This window comes from Bradyrhizobium lablabi (assembly GCF_900141755.1).
Lineage (GTDB): Bacteria > Pseudomonadota > Alphaproteobacteria > Rhizobiales > Xanthobacteraceae > Bradyrhizobium > Bradyrhizobium lablabi_A.
Genome location: NZ_LT670844.1, coordinates 4734647 through 4752030 on the forward strand (window position 1 = coordinate 4734647; position 17384 = coordinate 4752030).

General features: G+C 62.4%; 18 protein-coding genes and 1 riboswitch. Of the genes, 5 read left to right on the forward strand and 13 right to left on the reverse strand.

Features of this window, described 5'->3' with window-relative positions; translation table 11 throughout:
* Positions 1-2 precede the first annotated feature (2 nt).
* The 3 genes from B5526_RS21980 to B5526_RS21990 all read right to left on the reverse strand — a co-directional run bounded on the left by B5526_RS21980 (position 3) and on the right by B5526_RS21990 (position 2976).
* Positions 3-260 carry a hypothetical protein gene (locus B5526_RS21980; protein WP_079541548.1) on the reverse strand — a complete coding sequence of 86 codons (258 nt, stop codon included), beginning with the start codon at positions 258-260 and terminating at the stop codon, positions 3-5.
* Positions 261-494, reverse strand: a complete 234-nt coding sequence (locus tag B5526_RS21985; protein ID WP_154071385.1) for a hypothetical protein — start codon at positions 492-494, stop codon at positions 261-263.
* A 208-nt stretch (positions 495-702) separates the two neighbouring features.
* Positions 703-2976 carry a TonB-dependent receptor gene (locus tag B5526_RS21990; RefSeq protein WP_079541552.1) on the reverse strand — a complete coding sequence of 758 codons (2274 nt, stop codon included), beginning with the start codon at positions 2974-2976 and terminating at the stop codon, positions 703-705.
* Positions 2977-3089: 113 nt separating this feature from the next.
* A riboswitch (cobalamin riboswitch) is annotated at positions 3090-3288 on the reverse strand.
* A gap of 165 nt (positions 3289-3453) precedes the next feature.
* Here B5526_RS21990 and B5526_RS21995 point away from each other — a divergent pair.
* From B5526_RS21995 to B5526_RS22005, 3 genes are read left to right on the forward strand one after another with little or no spacing between them, the layout of a single operon-like run.
* Entirely contained in the window at positions 3454-4497 is a 1044-nt protein-coding gene (locus tag B5526_RS21995) for a FecCD family ABC transporter permease (RefSeq protein WP_172842083.1), read from the forward strand.
* A complete protein-coding gene (locus B5526_RS22000) occupies positions 4494-5276 on the forward strand; it encodes an ABC transporter ATP-binding protein (protein ID WP_079541555.1) in 783 nt (260 codons plus the stop codon). The genes B5526_RS21995 and B5526_RS22000 overlap by 4 nt, the downstream gene beginning before the upstream one ends.
* A gap of 8 nt (positions 5277-5284) precedes the next feature.
* Complete coding sequence (locus tag B5526_RS22005) at positions 5285-6136, forward strand: ABC transporter substrate-binding protein (RefSeq protein ID WP_244562028.1); 852 nt, start codon at positions 5285-5287, stop codon at positions 6134-6136.
* 142 nt (positions 6137-6278) lie between these two features.
* On the opposite strand, the gene B5526_RS22010 is transcribed toward B5526_RS22005, so the two are convergent.
* From B5526_RS22010 to soxX, 9 genes are all read right to left on the reverse strand, one after another.
* Entirely contained in the window at positions 6279-7319 is a 1041-nt protein-coding gene (locus B5526_RS22010; RefSeq protein WP_079541557.1) for an MBL fold metallo-hydrolase, read from the reverse strand.
* A 36-nt stretch (positions 7320-7355) separates the two neighbouring features.
* Positions 7356-7805, reverse strand: coding sequence for a DsrE family protein (locus B5526_RS22015; protein WP_079541559.1), 450 nt, complete (start codon positions 7803-7805; stop codon positions 7356-7358).
* Between the two features lie 12 nt (positions 7806-7817).
* Positions 7818-8249 (reverse strand): hypothetical protein, encoded by a 432-nt coding sequence (locus tag B5526_RS22020; RefSeq protein WP_154071741.1) that lies wholly within the window; start codon positions 8247-8249, stop codon positions 7818-7820.
* 50 nt (positions 8250-8299) lie between these two features.
* On the reverse strand, positions 8300-10048 hold the full coding sequence (gene soxB / locus B5526_RS22025) for a thiosulfohydrolase SoxB (protein ID WP_079541563.1): 1749 nt from the start codon (positions 10046-10048) through the stop codon (positions 8300-8302).
* A 26-nt stretch (positions 10049-10074) separates the two neighbouring features.
* A complete protein-coding gene (locus B5526_RS22030; protein WP_079541565.1) occupies positions 10075-10398 on the reverse strand; it encodes a hypothetical protein in 324 nt (107 codons plus the stop codon).
* Positions 10395-11255: a sulfur oxidation c-type cytochrome SoxA gene (soxA, locus tag B5526_RS22035; RefSeq protein ID WP_079541567.1), complete on the reverse strand. Its 861-nt coding sequence runs from the start codon at positions 11253-11255 to the stop codon at positions 10395-10397. The genes B5526_RS22030 and soxA overlap by 4 nt, the downstream gene beginning before the upstream one ends.
* 73 nt (positions 11256-11328) lie before the next feature.
* Positions 11329-11640, reverse strand: a complete 312-nt coding sequence (soxZ, locus tag B5526_RS22040; RefSeq protein ID WP_079541569.1) for a thiosulfate oxidation carrier complex protein SoxZ — start codon at positions 11638-11640, stop codon at positions 11329-11331.
* A gap of 23 nt (positions 11641-11663) precedes the next feature.
* Positions 11664-12155 carry a thiosulfate oxidation carrier protein SoxY gene (gene soxY / locus B5526_RS22045; protein ID WP_079545182.1) on the reverse strand — a complete coding sequence of 164 codons (492 nt, stop codon included), beginning with the start codon at positions 12153-12155 and terminating at the stop codon, positions 11664-11666.
* 31 nt (positions 12156-12186) lie between these two features.
* Positions 12187-12510 (reverse strand): sulfur oxidation c-type cytochrome SoxX, encoded by a 324-nt coding sequence (gene soxX / locus B5526_RS22050; protein ID WP_079541571.1) that lies wholly within the window; start codon positions 12508-12510, stop codon positions 12187-12189.
* A 489-nt stretch (positions 12511-12999) separates the two neighbouring features.
* On the opposite strand from soxX, the gene B5526_RS22060 reads away from it, so the two are divergent.
* A complete protein-coding gene (locus B5526_RS22060) occupies positions 13000-13695 on the forward strand; it encodes a DUF938 domain-containing protein (protein ID WP_079541573.1) in 696 nt (231 codons plus the stop codon).
* Positions 13696-13847: 152 nt separating this feature from the next.
* Here the strand turns inward: B5526_RS22060 and B5526_RS22065 are convergent, their stop codons facing one another.
* Entirely contained in the window at positions 13848-15917 is a 2070-nt protein-coding gene (locus tag B5526_RS22065) for a prolyl oligopeptidase family serine peptidase (RefSeq protein ID WP_079545183.1), read from the reverse strand.
* Positions 15918-16130: 213 nt separating this feature from the next.
* Between B5526_RS22065 and B5526_RS22070 the strand changes: the two genes are divergently transcribed.
* Positions 16131-17378, forward strand: a complete 1248-nt coding sequence (locus tag B5526_RS22070) for an MFS transporter (protein WP_079541575.1) — start codon at positions 16131-16133, stop codon at positions 17376-17378.
* Positions 17379-17384: the final 6 nt, after the last annotated feature.

Below are 17384 nucleotides of genomic sequence, written 5' to 3' on the forward strand. Positions count from 1 at the left end.
TCTCAAGTCCGGCGGCCGCCGTTTTGCTGGCTTGCGAGCCAATCCGAAAGGGCCGGAGCCTTTTCGTCTGATGGCTTCGACTTTGCGCGCGGCTTCTTCGCCGCAGCAGCCGGGCGCGGCGGTTCGGCCGCCTCGCGGGCGAGCCGCAGGGCTTTCAGCTTGGCCATATTGTCGAGCACGGCCTTGGTGGCGGCGTCGCGCTCGATCTTGCCTGGGTCGGCCTTGTTGAAACGGCCATCGTTGCGGTTGCGATCTGTCATTTAAGTCGACTTCTTTTTCTTCGGCGCGGGTTTGGCCTTCGGTTGGACCGGCTTGTCGCGATCAGCGGCTTCTTTCGCAAGCCGCATCGCGCGCAAATCTGCGGTCCGCTTTCGTATCGCAATATCGGCTGCCGCGATATCGGCCATCGCCTTGATGCCTTCGGCCTCCTGGGCGAGCTTGCGGCTTTGCCTGATCTCCTTCAGTTCGGCCGCGCTTTTCGGTTCGTCGTCCATCGGATGCCTCGTCATTGGCGGGCACGCATCAACCTGCGGCGGCCTCTCGGCCATTCTACCATGCATGGCAGGGATGGAGGCAAGTTTAGGCCATGTTACGGCCGAAAAGGACAGCTTTTCGGGCTAAATCGGCGATCGTGGTAAAGGGCTGGGCCTTCCTGCGCGGCCGGAACCGGCCGGCCGCGCAGGCTTGCCATGGATGTTCCGGTCAGAACGTTGCGCCAGCCTTCACCATGTAGGTCCGGCCCGGCAGCGGATAGGCGCTGAACCGGCCGTCGGTGAAGGCGCTTGCGACCGCATAGTCGTAATAGAGGGCATTGAACAGGTTGTACACGCCCAGCGACCAGAAGAAGTGCTCATATTGCCCACTGAGCTTGAAATCCACCGTCGCGTTGGCGGGAATCAACGGCTGGCGATTGGGTTGGTCATTGTCCATGCGGCGGCCGCTCCAATAGCGCACCGTGGCATCGACCACGAGATAATTCTGCCAGACATTCCAGGTGACGCCGCCATTGGTCGTGTAACGCGACACCAGCGGAACGTCGTTGCCCGCGAACGGGCCCTCGCGGAACACGGCGCGGGTATAGGCCATGCCGCCCCGCAACAGCACGGTATCGCTCACGCGCATCGATGTGCTGGTCTCGCTGCCATAGCGACGGGTCGGGTCGAGATTGTAGTTGAAGAAGTTGACGGGATCGAAATGGATCTCGTTGACGAGGTCCATGTTGTAGATGCTCGATTGCATCTCGAATCGTCCGGCCTTGATGCGGAAACCGCCTTCGACGTCGTTCGACGTCTGGGTCTTCAATCTGAAGGTCTGGGGAATCGGATTGAAGAAGGCATCGAAGGCGGGACCTGAGGCGACGCGTTCGTCGACGTCGGGCGTGCGGAACGCGCGCGCGGCGCGGCCGAAGACCGAGAAGATATCGTTAAAGCGATGCTCGAAGCCGACATGCAAGGCGTATTGTGTCTCGTTGCTGTCGAGCGGAAGCGCCTGGGTATCGAACGCAAACGGCGCCGTCGGATCGAAGCGGTCACGCGCGGTCAGGTTGGTGTTTTGAACGCGAGCGCCGTACGAAAAGTCCGTTGTCGGCAACAGGCCGACGGTTTGCTGCCAGTAGCCCGCGAGTGTCTGTTGCGCCAGGTCGAACCTATGCCAGGGCGTAAACCCCTGAAATGCGCCCTTATCCTGGTGAAAGGTCGCATCGTAATAATCTATTCCGGTCAGAACGGAAGAGGGGATTCCGAAGATTGTATTTTTGACACTCAATCGAGGGGTTATCGACCAAGTCGTCAAATCTGCGCTGACATAGGTGGAAGCAAAACTGGGAAACGCGGTTGCACCAAAAAAGGCACCCTGCTGCTTCTTGTCGCGCACGCCGCCGTCGACGATGAGTTCAGCGCCGTTCCACAAGGTCTTGGTGAAGCCCGTGGTGGCGTTGACGCCCTGCTTGGCGGCATAGTCGAACGGCGTGCTGGAGCCGCGCCGGTCGGTCGATAGCTGGTCGAGCCCGATCGATGGGTCGACCAATCGGCCGCCGGGGAGACCGATCTTCTGATCGTCGCCGGATAGCGTGAAGAACGCCGACAAATCAGCGGTGTTGTAATTGACGCTGCCGATCCCGTTGCGCTGCTCAAGCGCGTTGTTGACCCGGTATCCGTCCGATTTGAAGCTGTTGCCGTAGAATGATGCCGACCAGGGTCCTGAGTTGACCGCGGTCGAAACCGAGCCCAATTGCTGGTTGAAGGAGCCGACGCCGCCTCCGAAACGCATCGCGACCGGCGGGCCGCCGGTGCCGGTCTTGGTGACGATGTTGATGACGCCGCCGACGGCGTTGTCGCCATAGAGTACGGCGCCGCTGTTGCCGCGGGTGATCTCGATGCGCTCGATCGAATCGCGCGGAATGGTCGAGAGATCGACGCCGGCCATGTCGATGTCGTTCAATCGGCGGCCGTTGATCAGCACCAGGGTATTGGCGGTGGCAAAGGCGCCGAAGCCCCGGAGGCCCACGGTGGTGCCCACGCCGTTCACGCCGCCGTAGAGATTAGTGAGTTGCACGCCGGGCGTCTGCGCGATGATCTCCTGGATGGTCTGCGCCGGTGAGTGCGCGATATCCGCGGCGGTGATCACTGAAGTGGAGGTGCCGACGATGCCGGCAAATTGCCGGTTGGTCGGACCAACGCCTGTCGTGCTAGTGCCAGGAGAGGCGACGTTGGAATTGTCGGCCGGCGCGCCTGCCGGTGTGCCGGTTTGCGAGGGGCTGGGCACGGCGCGACGCGAATAGGAATCGCTATCGGCAACCGGCTTGGCGCGGGTCCGGTTTTCGTCGCCGGGCGGGCTGACTTCGATCGGCGGTAATTGACCCGGAGCAGCCTGCTGCGCGCGCGCGGCGGAAATCGCCAGCGAGAGAATCGGCGCAAGGAAACTCGAGGCAAGCAGCAAACGGCGGCGCCGCGTTGCGGCTAAGATGACGGAAGACATGGTTCGACCTCGGTATGACGTCAGTGGCACGTCACAGCGAACCAAGTCTCACCACGGGGCGTTTGCGCACCCCGGTGAAGCTAATGTCTGTACTCCCCGACCGACATCTTCGCGTGTGACCACGGCTGACGGCAGGTCTCCTGGCTCGCGGGTCGTTACCCTCCGTCGCCTTCCCAGGACCGAGATTCCCAGTGGCATCTGACGAAAGATTAGCCGCTTACAGTTGCGGGGGCAGCCGCGGCATTGGGGAAGTTTCCCCGCACCGCATTCCCTTTTGATCCCCAAACGAGGAACCGTCCCGGTGATCTAGAAGTTTGCCGGGCGGGGAGTCAATGCTCATCGTTCCGGTGGACCCCGCCCGGGGCGGATAGGCATTTTGATCGCAGGTCCCGCTTGTGCCCGACCTCAATCATTGTATGAGCATGGCGGCGAGCCGACAAATCCGCTTTGAGGAATGGCCGCTTTTTAGGACCGTTGATGAGCGTTCAGGACGTCATGGCGACGGCTGAAATCGCGGCGCGCCGGCGCTCGGGCGTGACGGCGGTGCTTGTCGCGCTCGTGGTGCTACTGGCGCTGCTCTCGCTCGGGATCGGGCCGGTGCGGCTGTCGCCCGTTGCCGTGATCGATGCGCTATTCGGCGGCGGCAGTGACGTGGCCCAGGTGATCGTGCGCGAAATCCGACTGCCGCGCATGATTCTCGCTGTTGCGATCGGCGCGATACTCGGAGTGTCCGGCGCGGCGTTGCAGGGATTATTGCGCAATCCGCTGGCCGCACCCGAGCTGTTCGGCGCGCCGCAATCGGCGGCCTTCGGCGCGGTGCTGGTAATCTCGCTCGGCCTTGCCGATGTCAGGTCCTACGCGCTGCCGGTCGCGGCCATCATCTTTGCCTTTGCGTCGGTGTTCATGCTGCTCGCGGTCGCCGGCCGCAACGCCGGATTGCTGATTCTCATTCTGGCGGGGCTTGCGATCTCAAGCCTTGCGGGCGCTACGACCGCGCTGGTGATGAATCTCTCCGCCAATCCCTTCGTGGTGTTCGAGATCGCGTTCTGGCTGCTCGGCTCGCTGGAGGATCGCAGCTTTCGCCATGTCATGCTGGCGCTGCCATTCATCGTGGCGGGCGCCATCATCCTCTTCAGCCAGCGCAATGCCTTCCGCGCGCTCAGCCTGGGGGAAGAGGCCGCGCAAAGCCTCGGCGTCGATGTCGACCGGCTGCGCTTGCTCGTGATCGCGGGCGTCGCGCTCGGCGTCGGTGGCGCGGTCGCGGTGTCCGGTACTATCGGCTTTATCGGCCTGGTGGCGCCGCATTTGATGCGCCCGCTGATCGGCCATGATCCGACGCGATTGTTGGTTCCGAGCGCGCTGACGGGCAGCGCGCTGTTACTCGCCGCCGATATCGCGGTGCGCATCATTCCCTCGACCAGCGACATCAAGGTCGGCGTCCTGACCTCGATCATCGGCGTGCCGTTTTTCCTCTATCTGATCATGCGCGAGCGGCGCGCGCTCGCCGGAGGCGTCGGATGAGCGACAAATCCTTCCTCACCGCGCAGGGCGTAAGCGTCACACTGGCCGGCCGGGTTGTGCTGAAGGATATCTCGCTCGCGCTGTCGCCTGGCCATCTGGTCGCGCTGGTCGGGCCGAACGGGGCCGGCAAGACCACGCTGCTGCGCGCTCTGGCGGGATTGGTGCCTGCCGCAGGCGCGATTCATGTCGGCGGCGAGGCGCTGGCCTCGCTTCGCTTAAGCCAACGCGCGCTGCGCTTTGCCTATTTGCCGCAGGGTCATCTCGTGCATTGGCCGCTGCCGGCGCGGGATATCGTGGCGCTCGGCCGCTATCCGCATGGCGCGACCGATCCGGCGCGCTTGACCCCTGATGATGCCGAGGCGGTAATGCGGGCGATGCGGGCGACCGACGTGGTCGAATTGCGCGATCGCCGGGTGACGGAATTGTCCGGCGGCGAGCGCAGCCGCGTGGCGCTGGCGCGGGTGTTCGCCGTGGAAGCGCCGGTGATTCTCGCGGATGAGCCGACCTCCTCGCTCGATCCGCGTCACCAGATCGACGTCATGAAAACCCTGCGCGCCGCCGCCGATCGGGGCACGCTGGTGATCGTGGTGACGCATGATCTCGGGCTTGCCGCGCGGTTTGCGGATACTATTCTGGTGCTCTCGGACGGCCGCCTGGTGTCGCAGGGCGCGCCTGCGCAAGCCCTCTGCGAGCAGGTGATGGCCGAAGTGTTCCGGATCAGCGCCTTTCGCGCGGAATATCAGCGCGAGGCCGTGATCGTGCCATGGGCGGAAATATGAGGCGCCGTATGCGCGGGCGCGTTCTATTCTCGTCGCGATCGATGGCGGCCGTGGCGTTGGCTTTGTTCGCCGGCGCATCGCCCGCGCTCGCCGCCGGTCCGCGCATCGGGTCGATGAATGTCTGCACCGATCAGTTGTTGATACCGCTGGCCGATCCGGATCAAATTCTCGGGCTCAGTCGCTACTCGCGTGACAGGTCTGAATCCTGGGCGGCCGGCGAGGCTCGCAAATACCGGACTTTATCGGGAGGCGCGGAAGACATATTGGTGCTCAGGCCCGATGTCGTCGTCGCAAGCCTGTACGACAAGCGGTCGACCCGCGAGCTCTTGAAAGAGAAGGGACTTCATCTCGCCGAATTTGCCGTGCCGCGCAACCTCGATGAAGCCAAGGCCCAGATAAGACAAATGGGCGAAATCGTGCAGCACGAGGATCGCGCGACGGCCGAAATCGCGCGGCTCGACGCGGCCATCGCCCGCGCGCGCGATGTCGTGGCGGCAAAACATTATTCCGTGCTGCCACTGTCGCGGCGCGGCTGGGTGTCCGGCGGCGACAGCCTGCTTTCGTCGCTGCTCACCGAGACTGGACTGTTCAACGTCGCCGCCGATCTCGGCGTCAGTTTTGGTGGCTACGCCTCGCTCGAAGCCATCGTCAATGCAAAGCCCGATTTCATCGTGGTCTCGGAAGGAGGCGACCGCGCCGAGGACGACGGCCGCGCCTTCTTGCTGCATCCGGCGCTCGAGCGCTTTTATCCGCCGCAAAAGCGCATCGTGATTCCGGACCGGCTGACCGTATGCGGCGGCATCATGCTGGCCGATGCGCTGGATGTGCTGGTGAAGGAATTGGAGCGGGTGGAGCGGTAGGCCATCCGGTTCAACTTCCGTCGTCCCTGCGAAAGCAGGGACCCAACCACCGGCGCAAATTGTCTTGCAGGCTGCTGGTTATTCCTTCTTCTCCACAACTGACGTCACGGAGTATGGGTCCCTGCTTTCGCAGGGACGACGACTATCCCGTCAGCACCGGCCCGCCGGCCTTCTTCCACGCATCCATGCCGCCGGCGATGTGCGCGGTGTTGGCAAGCCCGGCGTCCTTGGCGGCGGCGACCGCCATCGCGGAGCGCTCGCCGAAGGCGCAGAAGAACACGATGCGCCGCCCGGTCGCCGCCGCTACCTCGCGCAGCATGCCGCCGGACTTGAGGCTCTCGCCGATGGTCGGGTAGGGCGCGTGCAGCGCGCCCGGCAGCACGCCATGCTTGGCACGCTCGCTGTTTTCCCTGAGATCGACCAGCAGGATATCCGGCCGGCCGAGGCTCTCTATGCCCTCGCGCGCGCTGAGCGAAAGGCCTTGTTTGGCGAGATCGTCCTGATGCAGGCCGACATGCATGTTGGCCGGCACCACGACATCCATCAGCTTCGGGTTCGGCAGATTGAGGTTGCCCATCAGCTCGATATATTCGTCGACCGAGCGCACCTGCAGCCGCGGATTGTAGCGCTTCTCCTCGCCGATGGTCGAGACGGTGTCGCCTTTATAATCATGGGCGGGAAACACCATGGTTTCCTCAGGCAATTTCAGCAACCGGTTGAAAATCGAATCGTATTGCGCCCGCGCGCTGCCGTTCTGGAAATCGGTGCGGCCGGTGCCGCGGATCAAAAGCGTGTCGCCGGTGAACACCCGGTCGCCCATCAGATAGCTGTAGGAATCATCGGTGTGGCCGGGCGTGTACATCACATCGAGGCCAAGGCCCTCGATCATCACCCGGTCGCCGTCGGCTACCCGCATCGCCACCACGTCGGCCTTGCTCTGCTCGCCCATGATGGTGACGCAATGGGTGCGGTCGCGCAGTTCGCCGAGCCCGGTGATATGGTCGGCGTGCAGATGGGTATCGACCGCCTTCACCAGTTTCAGATCGAGTTCGCGCAGCAATTGGCAGTAGCGGTCGACCTTCTCGATCACGGGATCGAGGATCAGCGCCTCGCCGCCGGCGCGGCTCGCCAGCAGATAGCTGTAGGTGCCGGAGACGCTATCGAAGAGTTGGCGAAAGATCATGTTGGGTACCGCTGCGAGATTGCTGTCAGATATAATTTACGGCCGGACATAGCTCCAGCCCTGCTCCTGCAATTCCATCAGATGGACGACGCCGGAGGGAACGATGGTGGCATCCGGCACGATCGAGATCGCGTGGCCCTCGGTCTTTTCCATGCCCTGCTTGCTGTTGTTGCAGGCTGAAAACCGGATCTTGCCGGGGAACACCATGTCCTTGAGCCGCTTGATGCGATCCTGCACCGGTGAGGTGTCGGCGCGCAACATGTGCAGGCCGGGACCATAGGTGACGACATCGATGTCGACCTCTTCGTTTTTGGCACGATAATATTCGATTACACTAGTGGCGTTGTTCAGCGCCATATTCATGACCTGCGGGTCGTTCTGGTCGACCTGGATCGCGATGCGATGCGGTTTGCCCTCGGCAAGGGCGGCCGAGGCCAAGGCCATCGACATGAAGGCAATACTCGCCAGTCGAAGAAAGCCGCGCATGATGAAAACTCCTTAAGGCCGAACCAGTGTATAGCCGTTTTCGGTCAATGACAGAATTTGCCCGACCCCGACCTGGACCGGGGTGGCGAGGGGAATGATGTCCGGCCGTTTGCCGGTCTCGCGCTCGATGGTGTCGACGGTATTGACGCAGACGTCGAAACGCACGCCCTGCGCGACCAGGCTCTCGACCAGCTTGCGGTTACTGTTTTCCGGGCGCAGCAGATCGATGCCCGGACCGAACGTCACCACCTCGATCGCGACCTTGTCCGGATCGTAGGCCTTCAAGAGATTATAGGCGACGCTGATCACGAGGTTTTGCTTCTTGGGGTCATTGTCCGAGAGCTGCAGCGCAATGCGATGCTCGGCGAACGGTTTGTCGGGCAGCGGCGCGGGCTGGGCTGTTGTCGCCGACGAGAGCGCTACCGTCATCAACACCGCCAGCATGGCGCTGCCAAGCGCGCGAACGACAAACGATCGATATCCGGCAAAATCCATCATCCCGGTCCTGCGATGCCCGGATTATCATCAACGCCCCTGAGCGTGACGCCGGAGCCACGCTGCTCCGGCATCTTGGCGGACGCGAGAAATTTCGAAAACACGTCCCACGCCGGCTTGCCCTCCTGCGCGTTGACGGAAGCCCATCCGGCCACCTTGTAACTCTTGCCGGCTTCGAGGGCGTGGCCATTATTGAGCTTGAGGTCGGAAATCCGGCGCCCGACGCCCTCCGTGGGCGTGCAGGTATAGACAAGACCGCCGACGCGGACCATGTCGCCGCCCTGCTGATAATAGGGATCGGCATTGAAGAGGTTGTCGCAGACGTCTTCGAGAATATCCTTGATCTGGCCGCCGGTCATGGTCTGCGAATAGGTCTCGGGATAGGTGATCGCGGTCTCCGACAGCACATCTTCCATCGTCACCGGCTGGCCCGGCAGCACGCTCAAGCCCCAACGGAAGCCCGGCGACAGCGCGATCTCGGCATCGAATTCGGCCCGCAGCGCGTCGCAGATCAATTGGTCGACGGTGCCGCCAAAATTGCCGCGGCGATAGAGCAGGCGATCCGACGTCGCGATCTTCTCAGCATAGGTCGCCGCATGCGGCTCGCGCATCTTGTCGATCAGCGCCGCCATCGCCGGATCCGGCTTCAGCAATTCCGAGAAAACCGGCAGCAGCCGGTAGCGCAGGTCGGCGACCTTTCCTTTGGCGATTTCGAGATCGAGTATCCCTAAGAATTTTCCGCTCGATCCGGCATTGGTGACGAGTGTGGTGCCGCCGGCGTTGGTCACGGGGATCGGCTGCGGCACCGCGTCATGGGTATGGCCGCCGAGGATGACGTCGATGCCGCTGACGCGGCTTGCGAGCTTAAGATCGACATCCATGCCGTTATGCGACAGCAGCAAGACGACGTCGACCTTGTCGTTGCTCCGCAAGCCGCTGACAAGCTTCTGCAATTCGTCGTCGCGAATCCCGAACGTCCAGTCCGGCGTGAAGCGTTTGGGGTGGGCGATCGGCACATAGGGAAATGCCTGCCCGATCACGGCGACACGATAGCCGCCGAGTTCCTTGATCATCGCCGGTTTGAACACGCGCCCCAAGGCGGGATCGAAGGCCTTGGCGTCATTGAACGCCGCTTCCTCGGTGAGGAAGACATTTTGGGCGAGGAATTCGCCCTTGAAGCGCGCGAGGTTGTCGCGCAGCGCCTTTTCGCCGTAAGTAAATTCCCAGTGGCCGGTCATCGCTTCGATGCCCAAAAGATTCGCGGCCTCGACCATGTCGGCGCCCTGCATGGTGTTGGCGAGCCCCGTCCCCTGCCACAAATCGCCGCCATCGAGCAGCAGCGCGCGGCCCGGTCCGGCATCGTTGCGCAGGCGGTCGATCAATGGTTTGAGATGCGCAAATCCGCCGAGCTTTCCGAAACGCGCGGCCGATTTCTCGAAATCGAGAAACGTGAAGGCATGAGCGTCGGCGCTCTCGGGCTTGATGCCGAAGCGATCGAGAAAGGCGCGGCCGACCAGATGCGGTGGCTTTCCTGCCATCGCGCCGATCCCGAGATTGACGCTCGGTTCGCGGAAATAGACCGGCTTGAGCTGCGCATGGGTGTCGGTCATGTGCAGGATGCGCGCGTTGCCGAAGCGTTCGAAATCGTAGACGCTGGCGTTGTCGGCTGTGCGCGCGAGCCGCGGCAGCGCCGGCGAAAGCGCAGCCGCGCCCGTCAGTTTGATAAAATCCCGGCGGCGGATAGCCATCGATGTCTCCGCGCCTCCAAAGGGCGTTAGTGGATCTCGAGCGCCTTCCAGGCTTCTTTTTCGCTGGTCGCCTGGTAGATCGATGCTTTTGCCAGAGCCTCGGCTTCCTTCGACGCTGCGATCGCCTGATCGAAGTCGCCTTTGTCGGCGGCCTTTTTGGCGTCCGCCAAAGCCTGCGCCGTCGGGATCCATTGATTGCGCAAGGCGCCGGCCTCCTTGTTGGCAGCTTCCGCCGCCGCGTAGGCGGCTTTGAAATCGGCCTCGGTGCCGGCGGCGAGTGCCGTGGTCGCATCCACGATCAGCAGCGCTGAAGTCAATGAGAGCATCGATACCCAGATTGAGCTTCTCATGGCCGTGCTCCCGGGCCGGAAATCGGCAGTCCGTTGCTGACATAGGACAAATAATATTCGAGATCGCGGTACTCGTCGGCTTGCGGCTCGAGCGGCACGCCGCGGATCTGGCTGTTGCAGGTTGTAAAACGCCGGCTGATCGTGCCCATGCCGCTCCATTCGGACCGATAGATCGGCATCGCATTCAAAATCCCGAGCGCCGGTGCGAGGATTTCGGCCCGGATCCGTTCGCCCGGATTCTGCACATGGCAGCTCGCGCAGGAGAAATTGAGCTGGCCGCGCCGCGTGTAGAAATAGCGCTTGCCGTTTTCGTAGGCTTCGAGCGCGCGCGGATCGTTCGGGATCTTGATGTCGAATGGCTTTCCGCGCGAGGTGAACGTCATATAGGCGGTCAGTGCCGCCATGTCGTCTTTCACATAGGACAGCGGCGCCTCGCCATTGGCCTCGCGGCAGCGGTTCAACGCCAGTTCGAGGGTTATGACCTTGCCTTCCTTCTCGTCGAAATAGGGATAGTTTTGGCGGATGCCGATGCCGCCATTGGCAAAACAATCCGCATAGCTTTTGCCATTCTTGAACGGTTTTGCGAACAGCTCCTTGCCGAGATCGAGCGAGAATTCGTAAGGCGGGAATTGTTCTTTCTCCTCCCACTGCCTGTGCATGTCCTCATTGAGCGAATAGGGACCGTTGACGAAATCCTCCGGCTTCAGCTTTGGAAATTTCTCCGTGAAGAACTTCTGAAACGCTTTGGCGTCGGCCACGGGATCGATCGTGTCGGCAGCGGTCGGCGCCGCGCCAAACATCAGCGCTGCGAGCGCGAAAGCCGCCGAGGCAAGATGGATCGCAGATCGCACGTTCATTTCTCCATAGCGTTTTCAAGCGAAGTGGTCACCGGTTCGCGTGAAGAAAACGCGTCAAAACAAAAAAAGTCCCTTATTGAATCTTGGCGGTGCTGGTATCGCTCTCGCCCTTGTTGTCGACCCAGCTGATTTTCAAATCGTCGCCCTTCTTGCCGCCTTTAAAACTGAACTTGACGTATGGATCCTTGGAGACCGCCGGTCCCCAATCCGCGACGAAGACAGGCTTGCCGTCATATTCGAAGGTCAGTTGCTGGATGAAGTGCGGCGGAATGATCGCGCCGTTGGCGTCCTTGACGAAGCCTGAATCCATCGGGTGCTGGATCAGCGCCTGGACTTCGGTGGTCTCTCCGCCCGAGATCGCGCGCACGCGAATGGTCGATGCCATATGGATACTCCCGTGGATTTTGTTCAGCCGCCGCAGCCGCCGACGGTGACCTTGACTTCCTTGGTGGTGCTGTAGAGCTTGCCGCCGGCTTCCACGATCGCGATCACATTGGTGGTTTTCGCCATTTTCAGGCGATTGGCCACGCTCGGCACGGTGCCGGCCGGAATGACGTAAGAGGCCGCCAGCGCGTTCGGGTTTTCCGCGACCAGGATCGAGATCGAGGTCACGTCGGGCAGCGAGGTCGAGACCGAGATCGGAACCACCGCGCCGTTTTCGGCGATTTCCGGCGCGTCCATCTTGACCTTGTCCGACGGCTCCGCGGTCTTGCCATACAGCGATTTGATCGCGTCGGCGTCGCTCTTTTGCTTGAACGCGTCCTCCGGATATTTGTCGTTGGCGGCGGCTAAAGCGGGAACGAAGCCGAGTGGCAGGTTGCCGAGGCCGATCAGCGCGACCAGGCCCGCGCCCTTGAGGACCAGGCGCCGCGTCGCCGAAAAGCCGTGAGTGCTGTTCATCTGAAGTCTCTCTTCAAGGCGCATGCGCCGATTACAGGGTCTGCAGGAAATCCACCACCGCGTTGATTTCCTGCTCGGACAAGATGCGATTTCGTCCAAACGGCGGCATCACGGTCTGCGGATTGCGCTTGGTTTCGTCGGTGACGATGGCGATGAGCTCGTTACGGTCGGGGTATTTGCTTTTGATATCCTTCAGCGCGGGCCCGATCGTGCCGGGAAAATCGCCGCCCTTGATCTCGTGGCAGGTCAGGCAATTGCCTTTGCCGCGGTCGAACGCGATTTTTTGGCCCTCGGCCGCGGCGGATTGCGCGCGCGCCGGGCTGGCCCAGGCGAGGACGCCAATAAGCAAAGCCAACGCGAGTGCCTGAAAGGCTGCTTGTTTCGCCGAGCTTGTGTCGGTTCGGGTCTCAGTCAATGTCGTTCCTGTCTGGGGCCGGTCCAGATGAAGGCGTCGCGGTTTCGCATTTTAACATTGGGCAGGCTATCCCGGTCGGCGGCGAATTCATTGGGAACGGCGTCGTTCAGGTTCAGAATATAGGCGGTCAAAGCATAAACGTCATCGCCTGACAATGTGTGCGGTGCCGGCCTCGGCATGGCGCGGTTAATGTAATCCCATAATGTCGGCGCAAACGGCCAATAACTGCCGATGGTCGGCTCCGGCCGGTCGCCCCGCAGCGTCCTGGGCCGCCCACGAACTTGGGAAACTGGCCCTCTCCGAAAGTTCCGTGACCGGCGGCGCATTGCTCGCAAACACCTCCGAGCCCGCTACACTGTAGCTTTGCCGGGCCGCGGGCCGGCGTCGTCGTCGCCGCGCACGATCGAATTGTTGTGATAGACTGGTGACATGGCTGATTATGTCGTGGAATTTGGCAAGGACGGCCGGCCGGTCGAGCCCGACGGCCGCCTCGACGCGCCGGCATTTCACCGCAATCATGCGGCGATCCGGGCGGCGTTGCAGGGGTTTCTTATCGGCAAATCCGGCGACGTTGTCGAAGCCGGCAGCGGCACCGGCCAGCATGCGGTCGATTTCGCCCGGCATTTTCCCGAAATCGTCTGGTGGCCGAGCGATCTCAACGACCAACATCTGAACAGCATCGCGGCGTGGCGCGCGCGTGCGGGACTGACAAATATTCGGCCGCCGTTGCGGATCGACCTCTGCGATCCCGCCTGGTGTCCCGAGATGCACGACGGCAGTGGCCCTGCAAGTTTGCTGGCGGTATTCTGCGCCAATGTCATCCACATCGCGCCGTGGCGCGTAGCTGAGGGACTGTTCGCCGGCGCCGGGCGCTATCTGCGCGCGGATGGGCGGCTGTTTCTCTATGGACCGTTCAAGCGCGATGGCAAGCACACCGCGATCAGCAATGCCGTGTTCGACACGAGCCTTCGCGAAGGCAACCCCGAATGGGGCGTGCGCGATGTCGAGGCGCTGGAGGAACTGGCGGCGGGGGTTGGTCTCAAGCTCAACGGAATTATCGAGATGCCGGCCAATAATTTGACGCTGGTGTTTGAGCGAGCGAAGACCTCAAATCCGTCATCCTGAGGCGCGAGCCTTGCGGTGCGCTTGCACCGCTGGGCGAGCCTCGAAGGATGAACGGCCCGGCCGGGGGCCGTCTCCTTCGAGGCGCGCAAGAGCGCGCACGTCAGGATGAGGGGAAGGAGTGCGCTTGTTGGCTCGATAGATATCGCGACGCTCTACCCCACCTGATCCACCCACCCGATCTTGCTCTTCAAAAACGCATATCCGAGCGCCGTAAACGCGGCGCGTTCCTTGTTGTCCTTGCCATAGCCGTGACCGCCGGCCGCGGGCTCGTACAAATAGGCCTCATATTCCATTGCCTGCAGTTTTGCCGTCATCTTGCGGGCATGGCCGGGATGAACGCGGTCGTCCCGCCGCGTCGTGGCGATCAGGATCGGCGGATATTTTTGGCCGGCTGTTGCGGTGTGATAGGCCGAATAGGTCTTCAGCCACGCCCATTCCTCTGGCTTGTCGGGATCGCCATATTCCGCGATCCAGCTCGCGCCCGCCAACAGCTTGGTGTAGCGGCGCATGTCGATCAGCGGAATGGTGCAGAACAGCGCCCCGAACCGTTCGGGATAGCGGGTCAGCATGTTGGTGATCAGGATGCCGCCGTTCGATCCGCCCTCGGCGGCGATGCGGCCCGGGCGCGTCACGCCACGCCGCACGAGGTCGGCGGCGACGGCGGCGAAATCATCATGGGCGAGCCTTTTGCCGGCATAGCGGCCGGCATCGTGCCAGCGCGTGCCGAACTCGCCGCCGCCGCGAATATTGGCGACGACGCTGATGCCGCCGCGCTCCAGCCACAGCTTGCCGATCGCCGAGTTGTAACTGGGCCGCATCGATATCGCGAAACCGCCATAGCCGTTGAGATGCACCGGCGCGTCGCCGGTCTCGCCGGCGGGTCCGGTCTGAATGTAGGGAATGCGTTCGCCGTCGATCGAAATCGCCTCATGCTGGGTGACAACGAGTCCGTCCGCGGAGAATGTGCGCGGCGCCTGCTTCAAAACCGTCGGGCTTTCGACGCCTTCGATCAGCATCAGCGAGGACGGCGTCAGCGGGCCCTGGATGTTGGCGAGCAGGTCGCCATTATCTTCGGATTCGTGGGAGTCGAGCCGCCAGACGTCGACGACGCCGATTTCCGGCAATCCCGGCAATCCGGCGCGGGACCAGCCCTTCGCCGATGGCGTAAAGATTTCGAACACCGGGCGCAGTTCGTCGAGGATGGGCAAGACCAGTCTTCCGTCGCTCCAGAAAAAACCCTGCAGCGCGCGCCGCGGTCCCGGCTCGAAAACCACGGTGAAATCGCGGTCGCCGGCAAGGAAAGCCGACAGCGATATGCCCAACACCGTATCCGCCGCATAGGTCTTTCCGCCCACCGTCCACGCCGTGCGCCGTTTGACGGCGAACCAATCCCGATGCGCCTGCATCCAGATGTCGGTCGGAAGATCGAGTTTCAATCCAGCGCCGGTCTCGTCGCCGAGCCACAGATTATAGTTGAAGAAATCAAGCCGTTCGACGAACCACACTCTCAAACTCGCGCCAGTCCGGTCGACGTCCGAGAATACCCCCATATTGTCCGGCGCGGTCTCGAAGACCACGGGCGCCTGATTGACGTCCGTGCCGCGCCGCAACAACCTCACGGTCCTCGCGTATCCGGACGTGGTCGTCATCGCCTCGCCATACGCACTCGAAAGCAACAGCGTATCACTATCGAACCATTGGGCGCCGCCCTTGGCTTCCGGCAGAGCAAAGCCATCAGCGACGAAGCTCCTAGCATCGATATCGAATTCGCGAAGCGTCACCGCATCGCTGCCGCCGCGCGAAAGGCTCAACATCGCGCGCGGATGCGTGCCTAGCTGGGTCTCGATCCCGTTCAAGATCCAGTCTTGGTCTTCCTCGGTGGCGAGCTTGTCCACATCCAGCAGGGTGTCCCAATTCGGGTTGGCTTTACGAAATTCTTCCAGCGTCGTCCGTCGCCAGATGCCGCGGGGATTATTCGCGTCCTTCCAGAAGTTATAGAGCAGGCCGCCACGCCGCGTCACATACGGGATGTTGTCTGGCCGGTCGTAAATCGCCGCCAGGGTGTCGCGATCCCGCGCAAATCCGGCGTTACCGAATTTTTCCAGCGTCAAGGCGTTTTGCCGCTCGATGAAATCAAGCGCCCGGTCACCCTCGATCTCTTCCAGCCACAGATGCGGATCGTCATCGGGCGCGGCGATAGTTGGCCTGTCATCGACGGACATGGTTTTAACTCCATAGGCGCTTGCCCGCGCCGACAACCAGCATAGCGGCAAAACTTCCGATTTGCGTGACCGGGCGCGGCCTGTCTTGCGTGCATGGTTCGCATGGCGCGCGCCCGTTTGCATCGGTTGATCGGGCGGCCGCCTCGCGACATAGTAATAACAAGGAATCAATGAGGCCTCCATTATTTGGCCGGATCTGGGCGGAAAGTGCCGATGATCGACGTGACTGCCGTTGAAGAGATCGCCAGTGACGGCCGCACGCGCGCCAATGTGCTGCGGCTTGCGGCGGCGCAGGCGCTGACCGGCGCCAACTCGGCGGTGATCTTTGCCACCGGCTCGATCATCGGCGCGACGCTGGCGCCGGATATCTCGCTCGCGACCGTGCCGATCTCGATGTATGTGGTCGGGCTTGCCGCAGGCACCTTGCCGACGGGCGCGATCTCGCGCGCCTATGGGCGCCGCACGGCCTTCATCATCGGGACCGGCTGCGGCACGTTGACCGGTCTACTCGGGGCTTTTGCGATCCTGCACGGCTCGTTCGTATTGTTTTGCTGCGCGACGTTTCTCGGTGGCCTCTATGGCGCGGTGTCGCAATCCTATCGGTTTGCCGCCGCCGACGGCGCGAGTGCTCAGTTTCGTCCCAAGGCCGTATCCTGGGTGATGGCTGGCGGTGTGTTCGCCGGCGTGCTCGGTCCGCAGCTCGTGCAGTGGACGATGGATATCTGGCCGCCTTATCTGTTCGCCTTCAGTTTTGTCATGCAGGCCGTGGTCGCGTTGATCGCGATGGCTGTGCTGGCGGGCGTCGACGCGCCGAAGCCCGCGGCGGCCGATCTGCATTTGGGCCGTCCGCTGTTCGAGATCGTGCGGCAGCCGCGGTTCATCGCCGCCGCGATCTGCGGCATCGTCTCCTATCCGATGATGAACCTGGTGATGACATCGGCGCCGCTGGCGATGAAGATTTGCGGGCTCAGCGTCAGCGATTCGAATTTCGGCATCCAGTGGCATATCGTGGCGATGTACGGGCCGAGCTTCTTTACCGGCTCGCTGATCGCGCGCTTCGGCGCGCCGAAAATCGTCGCAGCGGGCCTGTTGCTGGAAGCCACGGCTGCGACCATCGGATTGTCCGGCATCACTGCGCTGCATTTCTGGGCGACGCTGATCGTGCTGGGTGTGGGGTGGAATTTCAGTTTCGTCGGCGCCTCCGCGCTGGTGCTGGAAACCCACCGGCCGCAGGAGCGCAACAAGGTGCAGGCGTTCAACGATTTTCTGGTGTTCGGAATGATGGCGATCGGATCGTTCTCGTCCGGCCAGCTATTGGCGAATTACGGCTGGTCGGCCGTCAACATGGTGGTGTATCCGCCGGTGCTGCTGGGGCTCATGGTATTGACGCTCGTGTCGTTCGCGAAACGGCGGCGGGCGAGCTTGCAGGCGGTGTCCGAATTTCCCGACCCGAGCATCTAATCGTTC

Coding starts and splice junctions, on each gene's coding strand:
- B5526_RS22070 (WP_079541575.1), top strand. CDS start 16,131: ATGATCGACGTGACTGCCGTTGAAGAGATCGCCAGTGACGGCCGCACG.
- soxY (WP_079545182.1), bottom strand. CDS start 12,155: ATGAACAGCACTCACGGCTTTTCGGCGACGCGGCGCCTGGTCCTCAAG.
- B5526_RS22060 (WP_079541573.1), top strand. CDS start 13,000: ATGGCTGATTATGTCGTGGAATTTGGCAAGGACGGCCGGCCGGTCGAG.
- B5526_RS22010 (WP_079541557.1), bottom strand. CDS start 7,319: ATGATCTTTCGCCAACTCTTCGATAGCGTCTCCGGCACCTACAGCTAT.
- B5526_RS22015 (WP_079541559.1), bottom strand. CDS start 7,805: ATGCGCGGCTTTCTTCGACTGGCGAGTATTGCCTTCATGTCGATGGCC.
- soxB (WP_079541563.1), bottom strand. CDS start 10,048: ATGGCTATCCGCCGCCGGGATTTTATCAAACTGACGGGCGCGGCTGCG.
- B5526_RS21990 (WP_079541552.1), bottom strand. CDS start 2,976: ATGTCTTCCGTCATCTTAGCCGCAACGCGGCGCCGCCGTTTGCTGCTT.
- B5526_RS21985 (WP_154071385.1), bottom strand. CDS start 494: ATGGACGACGAACCGAAAAGCGCGGCCGAACTGAAGGAGATCAGGCAA.
- B5526_RS22000 (WP_079541555.1), top strand. CDS start 4,494: ATGAGCGACAAATCCTTCCTCACCGCGCAGGGCGTAAGCGTCACACTG.
- B5526_RS22005 (WP_244562028.1), top strand. CDS start 5,285: ATGCGCGGGCGCGTTCTATTCTCGTCGCGATCGATGGCGGCCGTGGCG.
- soxZ (WP_079541569.1), bottom strand. CDS start 11,640: ATGGCATCGACCATTCGCGTGCGCGCGATCTCGGGCGGAGAGACCACC.
- B5526_RS22065 (WP_079545183.1), bottom strand. CDS start 15,917: ATGTCCGTCGATGACAGGCCAACTATCGCCGCGCCCGATGACGATCCG.
- B5526_RS22030 (WP_079541565.1), bottom strand. CDS start 10,398: ATGAGAAGCTCAATCTGGGTATCGATGCTCTCATTGACTTCAGCGCTG.
- soxA (WP_079541567.1), bottom strand. CDS start 11,255: ATGAACGTGCGATCTGCGATCCATCTTGCCTCGGCGGCTTTCGCGCTC.
- B5526_RS22020 (WP_154071741.1), bottom strand. CDS start 8,249: ATGCTGGCGGTGTTGATGACGGTAGCGCTCTCGTCGGCGACAACAGCC.
- B5526_RS21980 (WP_079541548.1), bottom strand. CDS start 260: ATGACAGATCGCAACCGCAACGATGGCCGTTTCAACAAGGCCGACCCA.
- B5526_RS21995 (WP_172842083.1), top strand. CDS start 3,454: ATGAGCGTTCAGGACGTCATGGCGACGGCTGAAATCGCGGCGCGCCGG.